The sequence below is a fragment of the Pseudomonas morbosilactucae genome (assembly GCF_023241715.1).
GTDB lineage: Bacteria > Pseudomonadota > Gammaproteobacteria > Pseudomonadales > Pseudomonadaceae > Aquipseudomonas > Aquipseudomonas morbosilactucae.
In genome coordinates this window covers 20,992-44,637 of the sequence record NZ_JALQCW010000018.1, presented here as the reverse complement: position 1 = coordinate 44,637, position 23,646 = coordinate 20,992, and the positions used below count along the sequence as shown (strand labels likewise).

Here is a 23,646-nt window from a genome sequence, read left to right as displayed (position 1 = left end):
CCCGTCCGCTGCGCCATATTCGATGATCTGGACCACTGAACGCCAGATCATCACAGAAAGCCCGCCCAGTGCGGGCTTTTTGCTGTCTGGGGTTTGGCGCGGTGCTGCGTGAGCCCAATGAATAAAGAAAGCGGCCCTTGGGCCGCTTTTTTCGTGATGGGCTTACTGTTCGGCGTTGCGGCTGTGGCGATAGTCGCTCACGGCTTCATACACCGCCTTGCGCAGGCGGTTGATGCCGCCGATGGGGCGATGGGCCTCAAGGCCGAACCAGGGGTTGAAGGACTGGTTGTCGCACTGCAGGTTTTGCGCCGGTGTATCGAAGTCCTGGGCCGGGATCTTGACCCGCGCCACGGTCTCGAACGGTGCGTCGCTTTCCCGCCATTCAATGCTGGTGTCCTCAATGGGCATGAATTTGCTCGGGTCCTGGCGCTGCACCTGCAAGACGAAGCAGGCCGGCACGCGGTCGGTGGACAGTTGTTGAACCAGGGCACTGCGCAGGAAGTTCGGTAACTTTTCATTTTGCGCCGGTAGCGTGTAGCCAGGGCAGCTTTGCGGGTCCGGCGCGACGCGGAACTTCACATTGGCATTCCCGAACTTGTATGGCGACACCGAGAAGTAAGTGGTCTGGGTCGGGCTGGCGGGTGCCGGTGACAGGGTTGCCAGGGCGATAAACAGATGTCGGACCTGCCAACTGCGTGGGTCCAGGCTTGGGAAGAACGCCATGACTTTCTTGCCGTCCGCCTGCGCCGCCACATTGGTGCGGTACTCCGCCACATCGCTGACGAAGAAGTTTGGATGGTTGAACATCACGAAATCCTGCTCGGTGCGCACGGCTGTTCCTGCAGCAGCTGTGTGCCGGGGACGTCCAGCAGCTTGATTGCCATGCCCCGGGCATCGCGAATACTGTCGAACTGCGGGTAGGCGTTGCCATTGGACAGGCGCACGCTGGCTTGCCAGGTTTTCCCCGGTTCGGCGAACACCCCTTGGCGCAGCACCGGCGCCAAATCATTGAGCACCTGGACCTGGGCTTTGACGCAGCCATGGGCCTTGGCGTGGGCGTCGCGCAGGTAGCGGCTGTTGTCCCGGTGCTGGTCGACGATGCGCACGGCGGTCTGGATGATTTCCTGGCTCATGGCGCTTTCGCCGGCCGCGATCTGTTCTTCAGTGGACACCGGGCCGCGGTGTTGCCAGGCGAACCAGGCACTGGCCAGTGCCCAGGCCAGCAGGCCCAGGCCCAGCAGCCACATCAGGGTCTTGGCCAGCAAGGCGCCGAGGCGCAGCCAGAGGGTAATCAACATGGGTAGATCCTTATGACGAAGGCGAGGCTCATGGCAGTTGCGACTCCAGCGGGCCGCCGAGCACTTTCAGGTACTCCAGCAGGGCCCAGCGTTCTTCGGGTTGCAGCAAGCGCCCGATGACCCCGTTGCCCCGGCTTCCGGAGCGGAATTCATGACCGCTGTTGTGGTTGCCGCTGATGCGGGTGTCGAACAGGAAACCGTTGGTAAACGCTTCAGTGCGATAACCCAGGTGGCGCGGGTCGTATTCGAAGGTGCCTCTATAGAAGGTGTTGGAGCGTTCGCTTTGCGGCGATAGCAGCTCATACAGGCTGGGCACCGAGCCGTTGTGCAGGAAGGGCGGGGTGGCCCAGACGCCTGCCAGCGGCCTGGCCTTGTACGCCCGCAGTTCGCGCACGCCAATGGGCAGGCCGAAGCCGTCCAGGCGTGGCCGTTCGGCCGGGGTGACCTTGGCGTCGCGGTAGGCTCGCTCTTCGACAAAGGCGGTGACGTAGGCCAGGCCTTTGGCCACGGACAGTTGGCTCAGGTCCAGTGGTTCGCTGGGCGTGGGGTGCAGTTCGACATTGGAGGCTGCCAATTCTGCTGGGTCCCACTGCAAGGCGCTGAGGTCATAGCGCTGATCGGCGATGTTGTTAGCGCTGTTGGGGTCGGTCCCGATGACTGCCAGCGGCAGCATCTTCAATTGCTGCACGGGACGGCCGTTGATTTCGGTGACGTCGGGCACATGACAACCGGCGCAGTTTTCGGTGAACAGCGCGCGGCCCTTGGCGGCCAGGCGGGTGTCGACCTTGCCGAACAGGGCTTCGGGCCAAGCAGGCGGCTTCAAACGTTGCAGGGTCTCTTCGATCTGATGCAGATCGTTGACGCGAACGCTGGAGGGGTAGCGGTCGGCGCCTTTGAGTGGTTGTCCCTGGGCGTCGAAGTAATTCAGCGTCGCACCGACCCCAAGGGCTTCGCCAATGTTGCGTGCCATGGGTTGCTGGGCTGAGCCGTTCCACTGCACCCAGTCGAAGGTCCAGATATCCCAGAGCTGGGGGTAGTCCACTGGGGCGTTGGCCACACGATAGTTATCGGGGGTAATCGCATCGCCGAAGCTGGCGTTGGCGATGCGTCCGAATGCGTCGGTGCGCCCAGGGCCTTCCTCGGTCGGGTAGAGGCCACGATGGGTGTCGTTCCAGGCCACCCGCAGGAAGTTGTTCAGCGAAGCCTTGAAGTCCTGGCGCAACTGTTCGTGGCGGCTGTCGTAGTCCTGGCCCAGTACCTGGCGGGCAAAGCGTTCGAATTTCCATGGGTTGTAATAGGTGGCGGCCAGGCTCGCCACCAGTGCCTGGCCGAAACTGCCCCCTTGTAGCGTCGGTACGCTGGAGGGCAGCACGTGCTGTGCGGTACCGCCGTCGATTCGCAGGGCCTGGTGATTGAATCGCAACTCGCCGGTGTGGCAGGCGGCACAGGTGATATCCAGGTAGTACTCCTGGCTGCCGGGATTTTGATGCCGCGCAAAACCTACCGGGAGATTGCCGGGGTTGTCCGCCGTGGCGTGTTGTTGCGGGTCCACCAGGAAGCCGAAACGCGCCAGGTATTCCGGGGAGGAGAAGCGCTCCTTGGAGAATGGCAACTCCAGGGCGCCGAACCAGTCGTAGCGCAGCCCTTTGACCTGAGTGCCTTGGGGGGTGAAGTAGTAAGTCTGGCGGTCGGCCGCACTCCACTGGTCCAGGTAGTGCACCTGTTGCACAGGCTCATAGCTGGGGAGTTTGGGGTTGGCGACGTAATACAGAACCAGGGCCAGAGCGCCGGCGAGCAGCACGGCGATCAACAGCAAAACACGGTAGATGAGGCGCAAGATAAACATCCTTGTCGAATTTTGTTTCCTTATGCCTTAGCCCATCGGAAGCGGCAAGTAGCCAGTACTTGGTCTAAGGTGATTGAGGTTTTTTTCGGGCTGCGGCCATTTGCCAGTCGGGCGTTTATCGCGGGCTAGAAAATGCCTTTGCAGACGTGAACTTATCGACGGTTTCCTGCTCTTATGCCGGTAGCCATTGGTCGTGGCAGCCTGATAAGCTCGCGGCTTTATTCGATTGCCCTTTTGGCGCATGAACAAGGAAATAGCATGAAACAGCATCGGTTGGCGGCGGCGGTAGCCCTGGTTAGCCTGGTCCTTGCGGGTTGTGATTCGCAGACCAGCGTAGAGCTGAAAACCCCGGCGCAAAAAGCTTCCTACGGTATCGGCCTGAACATGGGCAAAAGCCTGGCTCAGGAAGGCATGGATGACCTGGATTCCAAAGCCGTGGCCCAGGGCATCGAAGATGCCGTCGGCAAGAAAGAACAGAAGCTGAAAGATGACGAATTGGTCGAAGCCTTCGCAGCGCTGCAAAAGCGTGCCGAAGAACGCATGGTTAAGATGAGCGAAGAGTCCGCCGCAGCGGGCAAGAAGTTCCTTGAAGAAAACGGCAAGAAAGCCGGTGTCACCACCACCGCTTCCGGCCTGCAATACGAAGTCCTGAAGAAGGCCGACGGCGCTCAGCCTAAGCCGACCGACGTAGTGACCGTTCATTACACCGGCACCCTGACTAACGGCACAGTGTTCGACAGCTCTGTTGAGCGCGGCAGCCCGATTGACCTGCCGGTGAGCGGCGTGATTCCGGGTTGGGTCGAAGGCCTGCAACTGATGCACGTCGGCGAGAAGTACAAGCTGTACATCCCTAGCGACCTGGCTTACGGCGCCCAGAGCCCGAGCCCGGCAATTCCAGCCAACTCGGTGCTGGTGTTCGAGCTGGAGCTGTTGGCTATCAAAGACCCAGCCAAGCAAGACGCCGCCAAGTAATTCGCGTCTGCTGCACAGACAACGCCCCGTCTCTACGGGGCGTTGTCGTATCTGGCGGTTAAAGCTGGTAAAAAATACGAACGCCAGGCGACCCTCACAGTCTTAACCAGAGACCGCCAGCGGGTAGTCGTTGAAGACTGCCAAGTCAATGAAATATTGGGTTTTTTTATGTGAGTAAAAAACGCCCGATCTGAGCTCAGCCCTTATAAAACGGGGCTTTCAGCCGTGAAAAATAGCTCTGTTCACAAGGTTATCCACAATTTGTGTGGATAACATTTCAGTGGGAGGGATTTATGAAGACACCCTGGAATTTTGCCCGCTTCCTGCCACTGGCTGGCCGGCTGCTCAGCCGTGGCCGTTTGCCCACTTTGTTGTTTGCGGTTGCCAGTAAAGGTGCGAGCCAGGGTAATCGCCTCGGCAAGCTCAAAGATGACCTGCGCATGCTCCAGGCACTGTGCCTGGCTTACTGGCGTGGCGAGTACCGGGCGATCAGCCCCAAGGCCATACTTTCGGTGGTCGCCGGCCTGATGTATTTCCTCAGCCCGCTGGATGCAATTCCGGATTTCATCCCGGTGTTCGGCATGCTCGATGACATCGCCGTGCTGGCCTGGTTGATGAAAACCCTGGATGACGAACTCAATGCCTTTCGCGCCTGGCGCAATCGCCAACTGCCGGAAAAGCTCGCGGTAGTCGAGCGTTTGCCCGATACCCCTGAGCAGTTGCAGCTGGAGGGGCCGAGAAAAAACTGAGCCTGCCTGGAGACTGAACCGGTAAATGATGCTTCCCGCGACCATCGCCGCTGTTAGGATTACACTTCAAAGGAAAAGTCCGACTCGCTAAGTGTCGTTGTCCTACGGGGTAGTAATGGATATTCAGATCATTGCACGCGATGGCGAGCCCGAATATGCGGTTTTGCCGTGGGCTCACTATCAGGCTTTGTTAAAAGCAGCAGGCATCACCGACTCCTCTCCACTGGCCGCAACGGTCAGCCAGGCGGCCGCACCGGCCGATGATCTTCCGGGGTTGGATCAACTACGCAGTTTGCGCGAAGGGAAGGGCATCGCCATCGAGGCGTTGGCCCGCAAAGTGGGTATCAGCCCGTCTTACCTGGCCTTGATTGAAAGCGGTGAGCGTCAGCCCGACGCTGCGATACGCCGCAGTCTGGCCTGGGAACTGACGGTGCCGGGTTGGAGGGAGCAATCGTGAGCGTCAGGATCAGTCGTCAACATTGGGATGGGTTGCTCGGGGAGTTGGACCAGGCCCGGCGACAACGGCATCTTCTTACCTATCGTGCGCTACTGGAGCGCTTGCAGTTACCCACTCCGGCCATGCAAACCCTGACCGCGGCCTTGGAGCACCTGGCGGCCCTGGACGCGCGTGCGGAACAACCCTTGCGCAGCTCGCTGGTGATCAGTCAGGGCGCGAGCCGTTTGCCACGTACCGGCTTTTTTGAATGCGTCGAGCGCCTGGGGCGTTTTTCCGGCCCCTCCGATGGGGTGGCGGCGGCGTCCTGGCATGCGTCTGAAGTCGTACGGGTGTTCGAGTATGAGTACCCCGAGTCGGCGGAGGCCTGAATGCTCTGGCGGCTCCGGGCCCGGCTCAGCTACTGGCTGGCGCGTCGGTTGTTTCACTGGCAATGGTGGGTGAAACAACCGCGTGGCTGGCGTTGGCTTGAGGGGCAGTTTGCGCGCATGGCCAACCTGGGTGATGTGTCAGCGCAGAGTTTTTATGGGCATATCCTGACCTTCCGCGGTCAGGGCCTGGCGGCTCGGGAGGAGGGGCTGCGTCTGCTGCGCCTGGCGGCGTTGGCGGGGGATGGCAAGGCCGCGTATCAACTCGGTGTCATCAGCCTGGCAGGCTCGCCCAGCAAGCCGTCTGACGCCACCGAAGCTGCGCGCTGGTGGGCGCTCTCGGCGCGTGCCGGCCACCCTCTGGCGGCGCTCAAGCTGGCGCAGCTGAATCAGCCGCCTGTGCCTCGGGATTAGTGGCATCGCTCGCCAACCGCTGAGTCACCTCCAGGCTGTCGATCACGTGCACGCTGTAACCCTGCATATTCTTGGCGTGGTGCTTGGCCTCTGAGGCCAGCTCCGCCAACTGGCTGGAGTCCAGTTGTCCACAGGCCTGTGGATGCAAGTGCACCACCCCGATCGACAGCGACAACAGTGGGAATTCCTGGCGCACGCCCTGGCGGTTGGGGGCGATAAAGCAACCGGCCTCCAGGTGTTCACTGCGATAAAAACGTCGACACTGGCTGTGAAAGTCATCCAGCAATTGGTTGAGGCGCTTGCGCCAGTCTTCAGGGCCCAGCACCAGTAAAAAATCATCGCCGCCGATATGCCCGACAAAATCCCGGCTGGGATCGACCCTATCGCTCAGGCATTGGGCCAGGCACAGCAGCACTTCATCGCCACGACCGTAACCATAGATGTCGTTGAAAGGCTTGAAGCTGTCGATGTCGACGTAGCAGATCACCGACTCCCGAGCCTGTTGCAGCAGGCGTGTCAGGCACTGTTGAATCGGCACGTTGCCCGGCAGCAGCGTCAGGGGGTTGGCGTATCGTGCTTGCTGGATTTTCAGCTCGGTGATCAGTTTCAGCACATCGATGACCCGGCCCAGGCCCAAGTAGCTGCCGTTGAGGGTAATGATGAAGTCTTCCTCGATGCGCTGTCGGGCGCGGCTGGTGATCAGCCGGCTGACCTGCTGCAGCGACTGGCTGAGTTCGACCGCGAGGAAGTCGTCGTTCATCAGGCGGCTGATGGGCTTGCGGGCAAACAGGTCGGTGGCGAAGGGCTTGAGCAGGGCATCTGACAGGGAATGTCGATGCACGATGCCGCATGGCTGGCCTTGCTCATCGAGGACCGCCAGGGAGTTCAGGTTGGCTTGGCGGCGAAAGGCTTCCAGTACCGTGGCGGTAGGGGTGTTGCGGGCCACGGCCGGTTGTTCATTGAGCAGGGCGCTGAGGTCACTGCTCTCATCGTTGAGCACCGTCGCCGGGTTGTCCTGCTTGGGCAGCATGCTCCGGGCATCCCGTGGCGGCTGCTCCTGGGGACGGCAGAGCAGGTAGCCCTGGACCAGGTCCACGCCCATTTCCGTCAGCACCGTCAGCTCCTCGGCCAACTCGATGCCCTCGGCAATCACCTGGGCCCGGGAGGCCTTGGCGATTTGCAGGATCGAACCGACGAATTCGCGTTTCAGCGCATCCTGGTGAATACCGTCGATAAAGTGCCGGTCGATCTTCACATAGTCGGGCCTGAGCTCGGACCACAGGCGCAGGCTGGAATAACCGGCACCCAGGTCATCCAGGGCAATCGAGAACCCCATGTCCCGATAGTGATGCAGAGCGTTCTGCAGCAACTGGAAGTCATCGATCGGTGTTTGCTCGGTGAGTTCGATCACCACCTGGCTGGGAGGAATGCCGAAATCTTGTAGCAGTTGCAAGGTCCGACCTGGCTGGTGCGCGGCTTCGAGCAGGGACTCGGGCGATACATTGAGGAAGAGCTTGCCGGGCAGTTGCTGGTCGCTGAACCGTTTGCAGGCGCTGTGCCGGCAGGCTATTTCCAACTCGCTCAGGCGGCCGGCCTGGCGTGCCACGGCGAACAACGCCACGGGGGAATGCAGCGGACTGTTGGAGGGGCCGCGACTCAGGGCTTCATAGCCCAGAATGCGCCGTTCAGAGAGGCTGATGATCGGTTGGAACAGACTGTGTAAACCGCTTTGAGCCAGGATTGAACTCAAGGCACTCAGCTGCTCGGTCGTGGTCATGGCGATCTCTGTCGATAAAAAAAGGACCGGGGCGGCCCTTGATTCAAGAGCAGCGCCCGGTCCTTTATTTCACGACAGAATGATGACTGTTTAATGACGCTCCGAGGAGCGTTCGCATTAAATTGCCATCATCAGTGCTTGGCGACAGCGGTGTTGAGCTTCAGGTAATCCAGCAGGATGCGCCCGGTCTCGCTGAGGTAAGCATCGTCTTCCGGCTTGGTTTTGTCCGGCTCGGCGGCAGCCAGCGCGTCCTCATCCTCTTTCTTCAGCTCTTTGAGCGGCTCTTCACCCTTGGCCTTGCGGCGGATGTTTTCCAGGGCCAACTGCTTGGCTTCGATATCGGCATGTTGGGCGCGACGGTCGGCTTCGTTGAGGCTCACGGTTTTCTCGGCCATGAGTTTCTGTGCCAGGGCCAGTTTGTCACGGATAAACACGAACTCCGGATCCTTGGCGGAACGGCTTTCATGCTCGGACTTCAGTTGCGCCAGGAACGGCTTGAACGGATCCACTGCCGGCTTGATGGCCGGGCGGATGGTGTCCCACGGCATGGCTTCCGGCAGGGCGCTTTCGCCGATTTCCTTGGTGTCGATGATCGACGGGTAATCGATGTCCGGCAGTACGCCCTGGTGCTGTGTGCTCTGCCCGGAAACCCGGTAGAACTTGGCCAGGGTCAGCTTCAGCTCGCCATGGTTCAGCGGCTGGATGGTTTGCACCGTGCCTTTGCCGAAGGTCTGGCCGCCAATGATCAAGGCGCGGTGATAGTCCTGCATGGCACCGGCGAAAATCTCCGAGGCCGAGGCCGAAAGACGGTTGACCAACAGCGCCATCGGGCCTTTGTAGAAAGCACCGGGGTTTTCATCTTCCAGCACATCCACGCGGCCATCGGCATTGCGTACCAGGACGGTCGGGCCTTTGTCGATGAACAGGCTGGTCAGTTCCGTGGCTTCCTGCAGGGAGCCGCCGCCGTTGTTGCGCAGGTCGATGACCACGCCGTCGACTTTGTCTTTCTGCAGTTCGGTCAGCAGTTTCTTCACATCGCGGGTGGTGCTCTTGTAATCCGGGTCACCGGCGCGGAAGGCCTTGAAGTCCAGGTAGAAGGCCGGGATTTCGATCACCCCCAGCTTGTAGTCCTTGCCGTCCTGTTTCAGGTTGAGCACGGACTTCTTCACGGCCTGGTCTTCGAGCTTCACCGCTTCACGGGTGATCGGCACGATCTTGCTGGTCTGGTCGTTGGGCGCATTGCTGGCCGGAATCACTTCCAGGCGCACCAGGGTGCCTTTCGGACCGCGGATCAGCTTGACCACTTCGTCCAGGCGCCAGCCGACCACATCGACCATCTCTTTGTTGCCTTGGGCAACGCCGATGATTTTGTCGGCCGGGGCCACTTGCTTGGTCTTGTCCGCCGGGCCTGCCGGCACCAGGCGCACGACCTTGACCTGGTCGTTGTCGCTCTGCAACACGGCACCAATGCCCTCGAGGGACAGGCTCATGTTGATGTCGAAGTTCTCCGCGTTATCCGGCGACAGATAGTTGGTGTGCGGGTCGTAGGACATGGCGAAGGTGTTGATGTAGGCCTGGAAGATATCTTCCGGCCGAGTCTGGTCCAGGCGCGCCAACTGATTCTTGTAGCGCTTGGTCAGGGTTTCCTGAATCTGCTTGGTGTCCTTGCCGGCGATCTTCATGCGCAGCACTTCGTCCTTGACGCGTTTGCGCCACAGGTCGTCGAGTTCCGCAGTGCTCTTGAGCCAAGGGGCGTCTTTGCGATCGATCAGCAAGCTCTCCTTGACGGTAAAGTCGAGCTTGTCGATTTTGGTCAACTCGACCAGGGCGAAGTCCAGGCGTGCCTTGACCCGATCCAGGTAGCGTTTGTAGATGGTGAAGCCGGCGTTGAGGTCGCCGCTTTTCAGGAAGTCGTCAAACTGGGTTTTCCATTTGTCGAATTCGTTGATGTCACTGGCCAGGAAGTAACTGCGCGACGGATCCAGCAGCTTGAGATAGCTGTCATAGATGATCACCGAACGCGCATCGTCCAACGGCGGTTTGCTGTAGTGATGACGCTTGAGCAACTCAACGACGTTAAGGCTGGCAATCACCTCATCACGATCAGGCTGAAGTTTGTCCCAGCTATTGGCTGCGAACGTATTGGTCGACATCGGCAACAGGCCGAGACCAATGAAAAAAGCGAGGGCGGTGCTGGGGAACAAATGCTTCATGCTGATTCGACGCGGGGGCAATTGATAACGCATATTAGGCCGTCTTTGAAGTCGCCGGTTCCATAAAGGGCCGGTCGCATAATGCAAAAAGCCCGGCGCTACCGCTCCGGGCTCAGTCCGGACTCACTATGGAGGCACTGTGAAAGCATTGCAAGGCGTTGAAGGTCATGTGGAGTGGGTTGAAGAGCCAAGTCCTGCTTGTGATGTAGGGCAAGTGCGCATTCGTGTTGCCGCTGCCGGCCTGAATCGGGCCGATCTGTTGCAGCGCGCCGGGCTTTACCCGCCACCGCCGGGCGCCAGTCAAGTGTTGGGGCTGGAATGCTCCGGGGTTATCAGCGAGGTGGGCCCAGGCTCGTCCTGGCAGATCGGCGATCGGGTGTGCGCGCTGCTGGCCGGTGGCGGCATGGCTGAAGAAGTGGTGGTCGATGGTCGCCACGTATTGCCGGTGCCCGAGGGCCTGTCCCTGGCCGAAGCGGCCGGGCTGCCCGAGGTCTACAGCACCGCCTGGCTGAATCTGTTCCAACTGGCGGGCCTCAAGCCGGGGGAAAAAGTCTTGCTGCACGCGGGGGCCAGCGGTGTGGGTTCGGCGGCCATCCAGTTGTGCAAGGCGTTCGGCAATCCGTGTTGGGTCAGTGTTGGTTCGGCTGATCGCCTGGCCTACTGCGAGGCGCTGGGTGCCCAGGGCGGCGTGGTGCGGACCGATGGCCTGGAGGCATTGAAGGATTTCGGGCCTTTCGATGTGATTCTCGACCCGGTCGGCGCCAATTACGCCGCGCTGAATATCAAATTGCTCAACCGCGACGGGCGTTGGGTGCTGATTGGCCTGATGGGCGGTCGCGAAGCCCAGTTGGACCTGGCCCAGGTGCTGGCCAAGCGCGTGCAACTGCTGGGGTCCACCTTGCGCAGTCGCGATGACCAGTTTAAGGCCGATCTGTTGAGCGACCTGGGGCAGAACGTTTGGCCGTTGTTCAGCGAGGGGCGCCTGAGCCCGCAATTGGCCAAGACCTTCCCGATCCAGGACGCTGAAGCGGCATTTGCCGAACTGGCGACCAATCAGGTCTCGGGCAAGCTGGTGCTGGTGATCGATCCCAGCCTCACCTGACCCTATTGTAGGAGCCGGCTTGCCGGCGAAGGGGCCTCAAGCCTTGTTGGGGCGAGGGGCCTGATCGCTGGCAAGCCAGCGCCTACAGGATAGGTCGTGGTTTTCTGAAGGTTATTTCCAGTGGTGGATGGGCCAGCCGGCCTTTTCCGCGTGTTCGCGCAGCACCGGGTCCGGGTTGACCACCTGTGGATGGTCGACCCGAAGCAGCAACGGTAAGTCGTTGCGCGAGTCGGAGTAGAAGCTAGCGCCTTCCAGGTTTTCCTCCTCGGCATCGAGCCATTCCAGCAAGCGGGTGATCTTGCCTTCGCGGTAAGTCAGGGTGCCGACGGTGTGGCCGCTGTACACCCCGTGCTGCACCTCCAGCTCGATCCCCAGTACTTCGTCGATGCCCAGGCGCTCGGCAATCGGCTTCACCAGGTGGGTCCCGGACGCCGAGATCACCAGGATCCGATCGCCAGCCTTGCGGTGGGCGGCGATGGCCTTGCACGCATCGCTGAAGATGATCGGCTCGATCACGTCCTCGACCCAGGGCGCCACCAAGTGCTCGATCTCTTCCGGGGTACGTCCGGCCATGGGCTCGAGGCTGAACGCCATGAACTCTTCCATGGCCAGTTTGCCTTGGCTGTAGGCGTCCATGAGCTCGTGGTTGCGGCGCATGAAGGATTCGCTGTCGACCCAGCCCAGGCGACCCATCTGCTCACTCCAGAGGGTGGCGCAGTCGCCATGAATCAGGGTTTCGTCCAGATCAAAAATTGCCAGGGCCATCAGTGCAACTCTCTCTTCAAAATCATTGGCATCAAAGGCATCAGGCTACCTCACACAGGGCCGTCGGATCGATGGAAAGTGTCAGTTGCTGGCCATCGGCATGCAGGTCCGCTGCCGAACGGTTCAACACGTCCACCACCAACTCCACACCGCGGGCCTCGACTCGGTAGCGGATCACGTTGCCCAGCAGGCTGTGGCTGCGGATTTGCGCGTTGGGCACGCCATCCTTGTGCAGTTCGATGGCCTCCGGGCGAATGGCGATGCGTCCGCTGATGGGGCGTTGCAGCAGTTTGCTGGCGCTGTCGGCGTCCAGCAGGTTGTAGTTGCCGATAAAACCGGCGGCAAACACATCCACGGGCGCGGTGTAGAGGGTTTCGGCGTCGCCGCTCTGGACGATCCGGCCCTGGTTCATCAGGAAGATGCGGTCGGACATGGTCAGGGCTTCTTCCTGATCATGGGTGACGAAGATGGTAGTCAGGCCCAGCTCGCGCTGGATCTGGCGGATCTGCTCGCGCAGGTGTTTGCGGATGCGCGCATCCAGTGCCGACAGCGGTTCATCCAGCAGCAACAGCCGCGGCCGGGTCACCAGGGAGCGGGCCAGGGCCACGCGCTGGCATTGGCCGCCGGACAGTTGGTGTGGGTAGCGCCTGGCGAATTCACTGAGTTCCACCAGTTGCAGGGCTTCGAGCACCCGCTTGCGGCTGTCGTCGGCATTGACCTTCTGCATGCGCAGGCCAAAGGCGACATTCTGTTCCACGGTCATATTGGGGAACAGTGCGTAGCTCTGGAACACCATGCCGATCCCGCGCTTCTGTGGGCTCAGGGGCACGATGTCCTGGCCGTCGAGCAGAATCTGTCCGCCATCCACCGGGGTCAGGCCGGCGATGCAGCGCAGCAGGGTGGATTTACCGCAACCCGATGGCCCCAGCAGGGTGACGAACTCACCCTTTTGAATCTCGCAATTGATGTCGCTGAACACGGTGGTGCCCGCGTAGTTTTTCTGCAGGTGTTGGACGCTGACGAAGCTCATTGGCTTTTGTCCTTGTTCAAGATATTGGCGGCCCAGGTCAGCAGCAGCACAAAGAAGAAGTAGGAAATCACCAGGGCGCTGGTGAAGTGGCCGCTGCTGTTGCGCATGTTGTTCAGGTAGACCTGCAGGGTTTCATAGCGAGTGCCCACCAGGATGTTGGCGAACACAAACTCGCCAAACAGGAACGAAAACGACAGCAGCAACGCGACCATCAGCCCCTTGCGCAGGTTCGGCAGCACCACCAGGAACGCCGCCTGCCAGGTGCTGGCGCCGAGCAACTGGGCGGCGTCCATCAGGTCTCGCAGGTTGATGGCTTGCAGGTTGTTGGTGATCGCCCGGTACATGAACGGCAGGGCCACGGTGAAGTAGCAGCCGATGAGGATCCACGGCGTACCGACCATGGCAAAGCGGCCTGAACCATAGAGTTGCAACAAGCCCACCGAAGACACCACCGGCGGCACCGCAAAGGGCAACAGGATGAGGATGTTCATCAGCGCGTCGAGCTTGGGGAAGTGGTAATGCACCACGAACAGCAACGGCAGGATCAAAACCACCGAGAGGATCAATGCGCCGACACACACCAATAGGGACTGGCCGAAGGCGTTGAGAAAACGCGGGTCGCTCCACAGCTGCAGGTACCACTTGAAGGTGAAACCGCTGGGCAGGATGGTTGCCGACCAACTGCTGGCGATGGAGTAGATCAAGGTCCCCAGCAGAGGCAGCAACAGAATCGCGAACAGCAGGTACACCACCACGCGGTGGTAGAGCACGGCCGAGCCGGGTTCAGCGCGAGACATGGTAGCTCCTCTTCAGCAGCAACTGATGGACGATGGTCACCAGGGTCATCAACGCCACCAGCACCACTGCCAGGGCGCTGGCCATGTTCGGATCCAGGGAAATATCCCCGGACACCATGGCGGCGATACGGATCGGCAGCACGTTGAAATTGCCAGTGGTCAAGGCGAACACCGTGGCGTAGGCGCCCAGGGCATTGGCCAGGAGGATCACGAAGGTGCCCAGCAAGGCCGGGGTCAACACCGGCAGGCCGATATGCCGCCAGAACTGCCAGCCGTTGGCGCCCAGCAGCGCGGCGGATTCACGCCAGTCTTCGCGCAGGGCGTCGAATGCCGGGTAGAGCAGCAACACCCCGAGGGGGATCTGGAAATAGGTGTAGAGAATGATCAGCCCGGTCTTGGAGTACAGGTTGAAGTCCTGAATGATTCCGGACTGCTTGAGCATCAGGGTAAAGGTGCCGTTGAAGCCCAGCAGGATGATGAAGGCGAAGGCCAGGGGCACGCCGGCAAAGTTGCTGGTCATGTTGGCGAAGGCGTTGACGAAATTGCGCAGCCGCGAGTCCACCCGGCGCAGGGAGTAGCTGCCCAGCACGGCGATGATGATGCCGAACAGGCTGGACCAGAAACTGATCTCCAGGCTGTACTGAATGGCCTGCAGGTAGAACTTCGAGCTGAAGATCTTGCTGAAGTTGGCCAGGCCCCAGCCGAACTCTTCCGACTGCAGGCTGTTGATCATGACCCACAGCAGCGGGGCAATCTGGAACACGATAAAGAACAGGGCGAAGGGCACCAGGCACAGCACCGCCAGCCATTTGCCTCGGGTGAATGAGTTCACTTGAGCAGCTCCTGGCACAGGGGTTTGTCATGGGCAATGCCCAGCAGTTGGCAGACGGTGCCACACAACTCGGTTTGCCGGGGTGCGGCAGCGGCATTGAGGCTGAACGCATCGCCCATCACGAACAGCGGCACTTCCCGCTCCTCCGGCAGCAGGCCGTTATGGGAGCGGTCGTTGTTCATGCCGTGGTCGGCGGTCACCAGCACCTGGTAGCCGGCGTCGAGCCAGCCTTGCAAGTAGTCGGCGAGGATGATGTCTGCCGAGCGCGCACTGTTACGGTAGGGCGCGCTGTCCAGGCCATGCTTGTGCCCGGCATCGTCGATGTTCATCGGATGCACCAGGAGAAAATTTGGCTGATGGCCCAGGCGCAGATGCTCGGCGTCGGCGAACAGGTGGGAATCGGGGTAGTGGTCGTTCCAGTAGAAGTGCCCGTGCTGGATCGGCAGTGCCGTATCGTCGGTATGCCGGTCGCGGGCAGCAATAAAGGGGGAGCGGTTGTACAGCTCGCTGACCCAATGGTAAGCCGCCGCCGCGGTGCTCAAGCCGGCGTCAGTGGCGTAATGGAAAATGCTGCGCTGGTTGGACAGGCGCAAGACATTGTTGTGGACGATGCCGCTGTCGATCGGCGGTACGCCCGTGAGGATGCATTCGTACAGCGGGCGCGAGAGCGCGGGTAATTCACATTCCAGCTTGTAGAGCGCCGCGCGGCCGGCGCCGACATAAGCCTGGAGGTGCCCCATGGCATGCCGGGCAACCTCGTAATTGAGGCCGTCGAGCACCACAAGGATGACGTTGTGCTTCATAGGGGCAAGGCTCCGATCAATAAAACGGACCAACTGCAGGGGCCGGCTTGCCTGCGATTGCGGTCTGTCCGTCAACATCAGGGTTGAACGTCAGGCCTGCATCACCGGCAAGTCGGCTCCTACAGTGATCGTGTCATTGCATATTGATGATCACTTCTTCCTGCCACTTCTGCGGCAGGGCCTTGGAGGTTTTTTCCCAGGCATCCGGATCCTTGATCGGCGTGACGTGCTTGTACTGTTCGTTGGGCAGCAGGTTGGCCTGTACTTCTGGCGGCAGGGTCAGGTGCTCGGCGCGGATGGGACGGGCATTGCCCCGGGCCAGGTTGATTTGGCCGGCATCGCTGAAGATGTATTCACGTGCCAGTTTCGCGGCGTTGGGGTGCTTGGCGTACTTGTTGATGATGGTGGTGTAGCCGGAGATCACCGAACCGTCAGACGGGATCAGTACGATGTAGTCGTCCTTGTTGACCATCTTGTTGCGGTAGCTCAGGCCGTTGAAATCCCAGACCACGCCCACTTCTACCTCGCCTTTTTCCAGGGTGGCAATGGTCGGGTTGGCCAGGGACAGGCGCCCCTGCTTGGCAATCTCGGCGAACATCAGCAGCGCCGGCTGAATGTTCTTCTCGTTGCCGCCTTTGGCAATGGCGGCGGCCAGCACGCCGTTGGCAGCCTGGGCCGCGGTGCTCACGTCACCGATGGAGACCTTGTATTTGCCTTTCTCCAGGTCTGACCAACGGGTCGGTGCTTCGGAGCCGTGCAGCAGCTTTTTGTTGATGATGAAGGCAATGGTGCCGGTGTAGGCCAGGGCCCAGTTGCCGTCTTTATCCTTGGCCCAGTCCGGGACCTGGTCCCAGGTGCTTGGCTTGTAGGGTTGCACCACGCCCTGCTTGACCGCGATTGGACCGAAGGCCGCACCGACGTCGCCGATGTCGGCGCTGGCGTTGTCTTTCTCGGCGGCGAACTTGGCGATTTCCTGGGCCGAGCTCATGTCGGTGTCCATGTGCTTGAGGCCGTAATTCTTGGCCAGGTCTTCCCAAGTGCCTTTCCAGTTGGCCCAGTCATCGGGCATGCCGACGCTGTTGACCGCACCTTCCGTTTTGGCGGCGGCTTCCAGGGTTTTCAAATCGATATCAGCGGCCATGGCGGCGGTGCACATGGCAATGGTCGAGCCTAACAGTGATGCCAGGAAAAGCTGTTTCATCCGAAGCTCCTTTGGGCGTGGTTAGCGCTGCACTTTTTTAGGTTTGCGGTTGGATTGGTCTAGGTCAGCAATACCTGAGCCAATTTAAGCTTGCCGGATGACACTTTAATGTCGGCATTGGTCCTGCAAGGGTTTTCATGGCCGCAGGGGCGGGGCTGCGAGATAAGCGTAGACCATGGTTAAACGGCTGATACACAAGGACTTGGCTGATCAATTGCAGGTATCTGGATGGGCCGTTCAGCGGCTTTGTCATCTGTCAGTCATGTGCATTGCCTAGGCTTCGCTTGGCAGGCAAGGGGTTTTTCCTGGGGCGTTGCGCCCTGTAACAGTGCTGGTCTAGTCCAGATGGGTAACATTGATGCGCAGCGAGACAACCAAAGCGGTGACAAGCATCGGCCAGGTCCTGCAGGAGCAGATCAGCCATGGCCTATTGGCGCCCGGCAGCAAGTTGCCCGCCGAGCGCAAGCTCAGTGAGTTGTTCGACACCACGCGGATTACCGTGCGTGAGGCCTTGCTGCAACTGGAGGCTCAAGGGCAGATCTATCGCGAGGAGCGCCGTGGCTGGTTCGTCTCGCCGCCGCGGCTGGCCTACAACCTCATGCAGCGCAGCCATTTCCACGCCATGGTCAGCGCCCAGGGGCGAGTGCCTTCTACCGAAGTGATCTCGGCACGGCTGTTGCCGGCCTCGGCAGCGGTCTGTGCCTGGTTGCAACTGCCGGCGTTGTCCAGCGTGATTCAGATCTGTCGGGCCCGGCGTATCGATGAGCGGCTGGTGCTGTACGTGGAGCACTACCTGAACCCGCAGTATTTTCCGCAGATTCTCGACTTCGACCTGAACCAGTCGATGACCGAACTCTATGCCCGGCATTACGACCTGCATTACGGCCGGGTGCGCTTTGAAATCGTGCCGACCTCATTGCAGCCTGAAGCGGCGGCGGCCTTGAAGGTGTCCGTGGGCAGCCCCGGGCTGCGGATTGCCCGGGTCAACTACGACCAGCACGAACGGCTGATCGATTGCGATCTGGAGTTCTGGCGCCATGACGCGATTCATGTCGGCGTCGATGTGCTGTAGAGGCTACCGGCAGGGGTGAAGGGTTTCCCCGGCCACCCGGCTCCTACCCGTTATTTGTTGTCCGGGGTGATGCCGGGGGTGATGACCTGGATGCTCATGCGTGGCGTGGCCAAGTCCAGGCCGGCCTCGTCGAGCTGGCGTTTGAGGGACAGGTTGAAGGCCCGCGAGACCTCCCACTGCTTGATCGGCGCAGTCTTGAACCGGGCACGCAGAATGGCGCTGCCGGACTCGAAACTCTCCACCCCCTGAATCTCCAGCGGTGACCAGATATTGCGTCGCTGCAGAGGGTCGCTGCGCATCTTTTGCCCGACATCGCGCATCAGCTTGATCGCGTCATCGATCTCCATGTTGTAAGGGATCGCCACGCGGAAAATCGCATAACCGAATTCCCGGGAGTAGTTCTTGATGCTCTTGATTTCGCTGAAGGGGATGGTGTGCACGATACCGTCGATGTCCCGCAGGCGCACGGTACGGATGGTCAGGCCCTCGACCGTGCCGAGGTGGCCGCCAACGTCCACGTAGTCGTCGATGGCCAAGGAGTCCTCAATGATGATGAACAGCCCGGTGATCAGGTCGGCCACCAGGGACTGGGCACCGAAACCGATAGCCAGGCCGATCACACCGGCACCGGCCAGCAGCGGTGTGACGTTCATCCCCATGTTCGCCAGGGCGACGATCAGCGCAATGATGAAAATCGCCACGAACAGCACGTTGCGGATCAGCGGCATCATGGTCTGCGCCCGGGCATTGGCCAGGCCTTTGCGCGAACGGGTCAGGGCATGGTGCACCGCGGTATCGCTGAGGATCCAGATCAGCCAGGCGAACAGCAGCGTGCCGCCGAGGCCGAAGAGCTTGACGCTGATTTCATGGCCTTCGCCTTCAGTGAAGCGGATCAGCGACAAGCCCCAGACCCGCAACCCGAGTTCGATAAAGGCCAGCCAAACCACCAGGTGCGCCAGGGTATAGAAGAAGTTTTTCAGGCGTTCCGAATACAGCGCATGGCGCTTGTGGCCACGCTGGGGCCTGAGGGCATGCCGGCGCACCAGGCCGTTGATCACCATGCACAGCACCAGCAGCACCGTGCAGATCAGCGACTGCCGCAGGGCGGTGCTGGTATCGCCCGCCGAGACGAACGTGGCGAACAGCGAGATGCCGACCAGCACCAGGGCCGGCAGGTACCAGAAGGTGCCGATGATTTCGATGGTGTCGCTCAGGGCGCGCCGGGTCAGGCGCCGGGCCAGGGGTTGGTTGCGGATCAGGTGGGCGATGGGGCGGCGGAAACGCAGGATGAACACGCCGGTCGACAGCGCCGCCAGGACATTGGTGAAGGTGGCTGCGGTGTGGGCCAGGTGGGCGCCCAGGCTGGCCACCAATCGTGGATCGCTCAGGGCTTCGCCAAAGGCGGCGAAACTGCCGATCAACCACAGTGGACGAAACGCCCGGCGCCGCAGGATGTACAACGCCCGATGGCGATGCGGGCCGTCGAGCAAGGAGAAGGCCAGCACGCAGATGGCCGAGAAGCAGGTGCCCACCACCAAGGCATAGGCCAGCACCATCGCCAGGTCCTTGCCCAGGGATGAGGGCAGGGCGTAGCTCATGTAGACGGTGATCAGCAGGGCAATCAGCCAGGGGCCGAGCTTGCGCAGGGCGAAGCGCAACATGTCCCAGGTCTTGGGGTGTTGAGGCAGCTCTTCGGTCAGGCCGAAGCGCAGGCGAATCCGATGGCTGAGCCAGATCAGCGCGGTTGCCAGCAGGCTCCAGACCAGCAGGATCAGGGCGAAGGCAAAGATCATCGGTAGCCATTGGCTGGCCGGCAGCATCAGCGCGCCGAGTTCGTCCTTGGCCAGGTCGAACTCATCTGACCAGCGGCTCAGCGGGCTGTCGGCACCGGCGAACTGTTTTTCGAAGCTGGCCAGGGTACCGCCGATCAGCCCCAGCACGCCTTCCTCGGCGGTGGGTTGGGCTTTCTTGGTGGCGTCTCGGAGTTTCTTCAGGTCGGCCAGCAGCTTGGCGCGCTGCTGATCGTTTTCCAGGGATTTGATCACTTCATCCAGCGACTGCCCCAAGGGTTCCTGGGACTGGGGCTGCGCCTGGCTCTGGGTATTGAGCAACCCCGGCAGGCCCACGGCCTGGGCAGCCATGCTCGGCAGCAGGGTCAACAGGCAGACGAGCAGCCAGCAGGGCAAAGCGAAAAGACGAGCAAGCACGGGGCGGTCAACCTCGGAGAAAACGGATCGGCCGAGTGTACGAGGCAGCCCAGGCCAATGCGAGTCTGGTGTGGTTTTATTCGGCGAGCTTGGCAAGGATCTTGTAGATCACGGTGCAGAGGATCAGCAGCATGCCGATCCACATGCCGAAGACCCCAATATTCTTGTCGCGGAAGTTGAAGCCGATGGCCAGCAGGATCATCCCCGCGAGGATGGGCAGCAGCATCGCATGGAACGCAGACATCGGGATCATAGTGACAGCCTTGTCAGAAGGGATGCTGTTGAGTCTAGGCCGCTTTGTGGGAACTGCGATTGATATGCATCAGGCGATTTTTGTGGTGCGGGCGCGAGGGCAGCCCTGGGAAGCGCCGCGTTTGCGGACGCTTCCCAGGGCTTGCTGCTATGGCAGGTCGCGGCTGGCGTAGAAGGCGCTCAGGACTTTCACCAGGTGTGCCAGGTCGTGGCTGCCGCACAGCTCGCGGATCGAGTGCATGGCGAAGGTCGGCAGGCCGATGTCCACGGTGCGCACGCCCAGGTGGCTGGCGGTGATTGGGCCGATGGTCGAGCCGCAACCCATGTCGCTGCGCACCACGAAACTTTGCACCGGCACTTCTTCGGCCATGCACAGGTGGCGGAAGAAGCCAGCTGTTTCGCTGTTGGTGGCGTAGCGCTGGTTGCTATTGACCTTGATCACCGGGCCGGCATTGAGCTTCGGACCGTGGTTGGCGTCGTGCTTGTCGGCGTAGTTGGGGTGCACGCCGTGGGCGTTGTCCGCCGAAACCAGCAGGGACTTCTGGATGGTGCGCACGAACTCGTCGCCTTCGGGCAGCAGGCGGCGCAAGGTTTGTTCGAGCATCGGGCCGTCGGCGCCACAGGCGGAGCAGGAGCCCACTTCTTCGTGGTCGTTGCACACCAGTACGCAGGTTTCTTCGGTGTCGGCATTGAGCAGGGCTTGCAGGCCGGCGTAGCAGGACAGCAAGTTGTCCAGGCGCGCACCGGCGATAAAGTCGCCGTGCAGGCCGATCACCGCCGCGCTCTGGGTGTCGTAGAAACTCAGCTCGTAGTCCAGCACCACATCGGCGTTGAGGCCGTGTTCGCGGGCCAATTGGTCGGTGAGCACAGCGCGGAAGTCCACGCGCTCGTCGCCGGCGAATTGGGCGAGGATCGGTGGCAGTTCGGTTTGGGCATTGATCGCCCAGCCCTGGTTGGCTTCACGGTTGAGGTGGATGGCCAGGTTGGGAATGATCGCGATGGGCGCCTTGAAGTCGATCAACTGACTTTCCACCTTGCCGTCGCGACGGAAGGTTACGCGGCCGGCCAAGGACAGGTCACGGTCGAACCACGGCGCCAGCAGAGCCCCGCCATAGACTTCCACGCCCAGTTGCCAGAAGCCCTGGCGTTGCAGTTCCGGTTGCGGCTTGACCCGCAGGCAGGGGCTGTCGGTGTGGGCGCCGACCAGGCGGATACCGCCTGACAGCGGCGAGTGTCGGCCCAGCTTGAAGGCTACGATCGAAGAATCATTACGGGTGACGTAGTAGCGACCGTTGGCTTCGGTGGTCCAGGTTTCGCGTTCGTCCAGGCGTTGATAACCGGCCGCTTCCAGGCGTTGAACCAGGCTGGCGGTGGCATGGAAAGGGGTAGGGGAGGCCTTGAGAAAGTCGATCAGGCCTTGGTTCAACTCTTCGCGCATAAATAGCTCCAGACAGCAGTGGCGCGAGTTTAACGTATAGGCGAGCCCTGTAGGAGCCGGCTTGCTGGCGAAGCGGTCGTCGACCTGGGTCGGGCCTTCGAGCCGCTATCGCCGGCACGCCGGCTCCTGCAAAGGTTGTCTCAGAAGGGCGCGGGGCACTCGAAGCGCAGGCGCTCGCCGCTTTGCGGATGGGTGAAGCTGAGCATGCTGGCGTGCAGGCACAGGCGCGGCCAGGCGGCCAGGGCTTGTGGGTGGGCGTAGAGGCCGTCACCCAGCAGCGGATGACCGATGGACAGCATATGCACCCGCAACTGGTGGGAGCGGCCGGTGATCGGGGTCAACTCTACGCGGCACCAGTCACCGCAACGCTCCAGCACACGCCAGAACGTCAGGGCGTGCTTGCCGAACTCATGGTCCACCACGTGCCGGGGTTTGGTCGGCGGGTCGTAGCGCAGGGGCAGGTCGATGCTGCCGCTGTCCAGTTCGGGTTGGCCCCAGCAGAGTGCGGTGTAGGCTTTTTCGGTTTCCCGGTCATGAAACTGCCGCGACAGCTCGCGGTGGGTATCGGGGTCGCGGGCCAGGAGGATGATGCCCGAGGTTTCCCAATCCAGACGGTGGACGATGCGGGCTTCCGGGTAACCGTTTTCCTGCAGGCGGGTGATCAGGCAGTCTTTGTTGTCATCGGCACGCCCTGGCACGGAAAGCAGCAGGGTGGGCTTGTTCACCACCAGCACGGCGGCATCCTGGTGAATGATGTGAATATTCGACAGCGGCATAAAACAGTCTCGTAACAAACGCCAACGGCGGCTCAGGAACCCGATGCATTGCACCAAGTCCCCGAGCCGCCGTGGCTCCAGCCGGATCGATCAGCGATCTGGCAGGGTGATATTGAGTTCCAGAATCGAGCAGCTACCCTGGTTTTCCAGGGCGACATGCACATCATCGGACCCGATATTGACGTACTTGCGGATCACTTCCACCAGTTCCTTCTGCAAGGCGGGCAAGTAATCTGGGGTACTGCGCTGGCCGCGTTCATGCGCCACGATGATCTGTAGACGCTCTTTCGCCACCGACGCGGTACTTACCTTTTTATTGGCACGAAAGAAGTCAAAAAGATTCATTATCTACCTCCAAACAGGCGCTCGAAGAATCCCTTCTTCTCGACATCAAGGAACCGGTGTTCCACGGTTTTGCCCAGCAAACGATCGACGGCATCGCTGTACGCCTGGCCGGCGTCGCTTTGGTCGTCGAGGATTACCGGCACGCCCTGGTTGGAGGCCTTGAGCACCGCTTGGGATTCTGGGATCACACCCAGCAGGGTGACGGCGAGAATTTCCTTGACGTCTTCGACGCCGAGCATTTCGCCGTTGTTGACGCGCTCCGGGTTGTAGCGGGTCAGCAGCAAATGTTCCTTGATCGGGTCTTCGCCGTTTTCCGCGCGCCGGGATTTGCTGGCCAGCAGGCCGAGCATACGGTCGGAGTCGCGGACCGAGGAGACTTCCGGGTTGGTCACGACGATCGCTTCATCAGCGAAGTACATGGCCAGGTGAGCGCCTTTTTCGATGCCTGCCGGGGAATCGCAGACCACGAACTCAAATTGTTCCTTGAGCTCCATCAGGACTTTTTCCACGCCTTCGACGGTCAGCGCGTCTTTATCGCGGGTCTGACTGGCGGCCAGTACGTAGAGGTTTTCCAGGCGCTTGTCTTTGATCAGGGCTTGTTGCAGGTTGGCTTCGCCGTTGACGACGTTGACGAAGTCGTAAACCACGCGGCGTTCGCAGCCCATGATCAGGTCGAGGTTACGCAGGCCGACGTCGAAGTCGACGATGACTGTTTTGTGGCCGCGCAGAGCGAGGCCGGTACCGATAGCGGCGCTGGTGGTGGTCTTACCCACACCACCCTTGCCGGATGTAACCACGAGAATCTTGGCCAAGGTGTTTCACCCCTAAAGAAAAAGGACTTTTAGCCCCTGAAAAACATCTCTTGAAACTACTGCAGTCGGACAGCCTTGGCTGGAGCTTGATCAGCGGCGCCATTTACCCCTGGTAAACACGAC

Annotated in this window: 22 protein-coding genes and 1 pseudogene; 7 read left to right on the top strand and 16 right to left on the bottom strand. The window is 60.9% G+C overall.

Annotation, left to right across the window (positions count from 1 at the left end; all coding sequences use genetic code 11):
• Positions 1-162: 162 nt before the first annotated feature.
• Both M1B34_RS09365 and M1B34_RS09360 read right to left on the bottom strand, forming a co-directional pair.
• Positions 163-1,298, bottom strand: a pseudogene (locus M1B34_RS09365) (catalase family protein).
• A 28-nt stretch (positions 1,299-1,326) separates the two neighbouring features.
• Complete coding sequence (locus M1B34_RS09360; RefSeq protein ID WP_268264925.1) at positions 1,327-3,135, bottom strand: c-type cytochrome; 1,809 nt, start codon at positions 3,133-3,135, stop codon at positions 1,327-1,329.
• Between the two features lie 267 nt (positions 3,136-3,402).
• Here M1B34_RS09360 and bamJ point away from each other — a divergent pair, with 267 nt between their 5' ends.
• From bamJ to M1B34_RS09335, 5 genes are all read left to right on the top strand, one after another.
• Entirely contained in the window at positions 3,403-4,116 is a 714-nt protein-coding gene (gene bamJ, locus M1B34_RS09355) for a BamJ family beta-barrel-assembly machinery protein (protein WP_123328359.1), read from the top strand.
• Between the two features lie 293 nt (positions 4,117-4,409).
• Positions 4,410-4,865 carry a YkvA family protein gene (locus M1B34_RS09350; RefSeq protein ID WP_123328358.1) on the top strand — a complete coding sequence of 152 codons (456 nt, stop codon included), beginning with the start codon at positions 4,410-4,412 and terminating at the stop codon, positions 4,863-4,865.
• A gap of 115 nt (positions 4,866-4,980) precedes the next feature.
• Complete coding sequence (locus tag M1B34_RS09345; RefSeq protein ID WP_123328806.1) at positions 4,981-5,322, top strand: helix-turn-helix domain-containing protein; 342 nt, start codon at positions 4,981-4,983, stop codon at positions 5,320-5,322.
• A complete protein-coding gene (locus tag M1B34_RS09340; RefSeq protein ID WP_007898892.1) occupies positions 5,319-5,690 on the top strand; it encodes a hypothetical protein in 372 nt (123 codons plus the stop codon). The genes M1B34_RS09345 and M1B34_RS09340 overlap by 4 nt, the downstream gene beginning before the upstream one ends.
• The gene (locus M1B34_RS09335) at positions 5,691-6,101 is read left to right on the top strand and encodes an SEL1-like repeat protein (RefSeq protein WP_268264924.1); all 411 of its coding nucleotides are present in this window, start codon (positions 5,691-5,693) and stop codon (positions 6,099-6,101) included. It abuts the gene before it with no gap.
• On the opposite strand, the gene M1B34_RS09330 is transcribed toward M1B34_RS09335, so the two are convergent.
• Both M1B34_RS09330 and M1B34_RS09325 read right to left on the bottom strand, forming a co-directional pair.
• Positions 6,058-7,878: a bifunctional diguanylate cyclase/phosphodiesterase gene (locus tag M1B34_RS09330; RefSeq protein ID WP_268264923.1), complete on the bottom strand. Its 1,821-nt coding sequence runs from the start codon at positions 7,876-7,878 to the stop codon at positions 6,058-6,060. The two genes, M1B34_RS09335 and M1B34_RS09330, sit on opposite strands and share 44 nt — an antisense overlap.
• A 131-nt stretch (positions 7,879-8,009) precedes the next feature.
• Positions 8,010-10,091 (bottom strand): carboxy terminal-processing peptidase, encoded by a 2,082-nt coding sequence (locus tag M1B34_RS09325; protein ID WP_425273397.1) that lies wholly within the window; start codon positions 10,089-10,091, stop codon positions 8,010-8,012.
• 139 nt (positions 10,092-10,230) lie between these two features.
• On the opposite strand from M1B34_RS09325, the gene M1B34_RS09320 reads away from it, so the two are divergent.
• Complete coding sequence (locus M1B34_RS09320; RefSeq protein ID WP_268264922.1) at positions 10,231-11,193, top strand: zinc-binding dehydrogenase; 963 nt, start codon at positions 10,231-10,233, stop codon at positions 11,191-11,193.
• 111 nt (positions 11,194-11,304) lie between these two features.
• On the opposite strand, the gene M1B34_RS09315 is transcribed toward M1B34_RS09320, so the two are convergent.
• From M1B34_RS09315 to M1B34_RS09290, 6 genes are all read right to left on the bottom strand, one after another.
• Positions 11,305-11,958: an HAD family hydrolase gene (locus M1B34_RS09315; protein ID WP_268264921.1), complete on the bottom strand. Its 654-nt coding sequence runs from the start codon at positions 11,956-11,958 to the stop codon at positions 11,305-11,307.
• Positions 11,959-11,998: 40 nt separating this feature from the next.
• Positions 11,999-12,988, bottom strand: coding sequence for an ABC transporter ATP-binding protein (locus tag M1B34_RS09310; protein ID WP_268264920.1), 990 nt, complete (start codon positions 12,986-12,988; stop codon positions 11,999-12,001).
• Complete coding sequence (locus tag M1B34_RS09305) at positions 12,985-13,785, bottom strand: ABC transporter permease (protein ID WP_268264919.1); 801 nt, start codon at positions 13,783-13,785, stop codon at positions 12,985-12,987. The genes M1B34_RS09310 and M1B34_RS09305 overlap by 4 nt, the downstream gene beginning before the upstream one ends.
• Positions 13,772-14,617: an ABC transporter permease gene (locus M1B34_RS09300; RefSeq protein ID WP_123328350.1), complete on the bottom strand. Its 846-nt coding sequence runs from the start codon at positions 14,615-14,617 to the stop codon at positions 13,772-13,774. Before M1B34_RS09300 ends, M1B34_RS09305 begins: the two co-directional genes overlap by 14 nt.
• Positions 14,614-15,420, bottom strand: coding sequence for an alkaline phosphatase family protein (locus M1B34_RS09295; RefSeq protein WP_268264918.1), 807 nt, complete (start codon positions 15,418-15,420; stop codon positions 14,614-14,616). The genes M1B34_RS09300 and M1B34_RS09295 overlap by 4 nt, the downstream gene beginning before the upstream one ends.
• 133 nt (positions 15,421-15,553) lie before the next feature.
• Positions 15,554-16,621 carry an ABC transporter substrate-binding protein gene (locus tag M1B34_RS09290; RefSeq protein WP_123328348.1) on the bottom strand — a complete coding sequence of 356 codons (1,068 nt, stop codon included), beginning with the start codon at positions 16,619-16,621 and terminating at the stop codon, positions 15,554-15,556.
• Between the two features lie 358 nt (positions 16,622-16,979).
• On the opposite strand from M1B34_RS09290, the gene M1B34_RS09285 reads away from it, so the two are divergent.
• Positions 16,980-17,693, top strand: a complete 714-nt coding sequence (locus M1B34_RS09285; protein ID WP_123328347.1) for a UTRA domain-containing protein — start codon at positions 16,980-16,982, stop codon at positions 17,691-17,693.
• A 50-nt stretch (positions 17,694-17,743) separates the two neighbouring features.
• Here the strand turns inward: M1B34_RS09285 and M1B34_RS09280 are convergent, their stop codons facing one another.
• The 6 genes from M1B34_RS09280 to minD all read right to left on the bottom strand — a co-directional run bounded on the left by M1B34_RS09280 (position 17,744) and on the right by minD (position 23,523).
• A complete protein-coding gene (locus M1B34_RS09280) occupies positions 17,744-19,900 on the bottom strand; it encodes a mechanosensitive ion channel family protein (protein WP_268264917.1) in 2,157 nt (718 codons plus the stop codon).
• Between the two features lie 76 nt (positions 19,901-19,976).
• Complete coding sequence (locus tag M1B34_RS09275) at positions 19,977-20,153, bottom strand: hypothetical protein (RefSeq protein ID WP_185039065.1); 177 nt, start codon at positions 20,151-20,153, stop codon at positions 19,977-19,979.
• 147 nt (positions 20,154-20,300) lie between these two features.
• Positions 20,301-21,590 (bottom strand): M18 family aminopeptidase, encoded by a 1,290-nt coding sequence (locus M1B34_RS09270; protein ID WP_268261630.1) that lies wholly within the window; start codon positions 21,588-21,590, stop codon positions 20,301-20,303.
• 140 nt (positions 21,591-21,730) lie between these two features.
• A complete protein-coding gene (locus M1B34_RS09265) occupies positions 21,731-22,366 on the bottom strand; it encodes an RluA family pseudouridine synthase (protein ID WP_123328344.1) in 636 nt (211 codons plus the stop codon).
• Between the two features lie 90 nt (positions 22,367-22,456).
• Positions 22,457-22,711, bottom strand: a complete 255-nt coding sequence (minE, locus tag M1B34_RS09260) for a cell division topological specificity factor MinE (RefSeq protein WP_019693048.1) — start codon at positions 22,709-22,711, stop codon at positions 22,457-22,459.
• Positions 22,711-23,523, bottom strand: coding sequence for a septum site-determining protein MinD (gene minD / locus M1B34_RS09255; RefSeq protein ID WP_123328343.1), 813 nt, complete (start codon positions 23,521-23,523; stop codon positions 22,711-22,713). Before minD ends, minE begins: the two co-directional genes overlap by 1 nt.
• Positions 23,524-23,646: the final 123 nt, after the last annotated feature.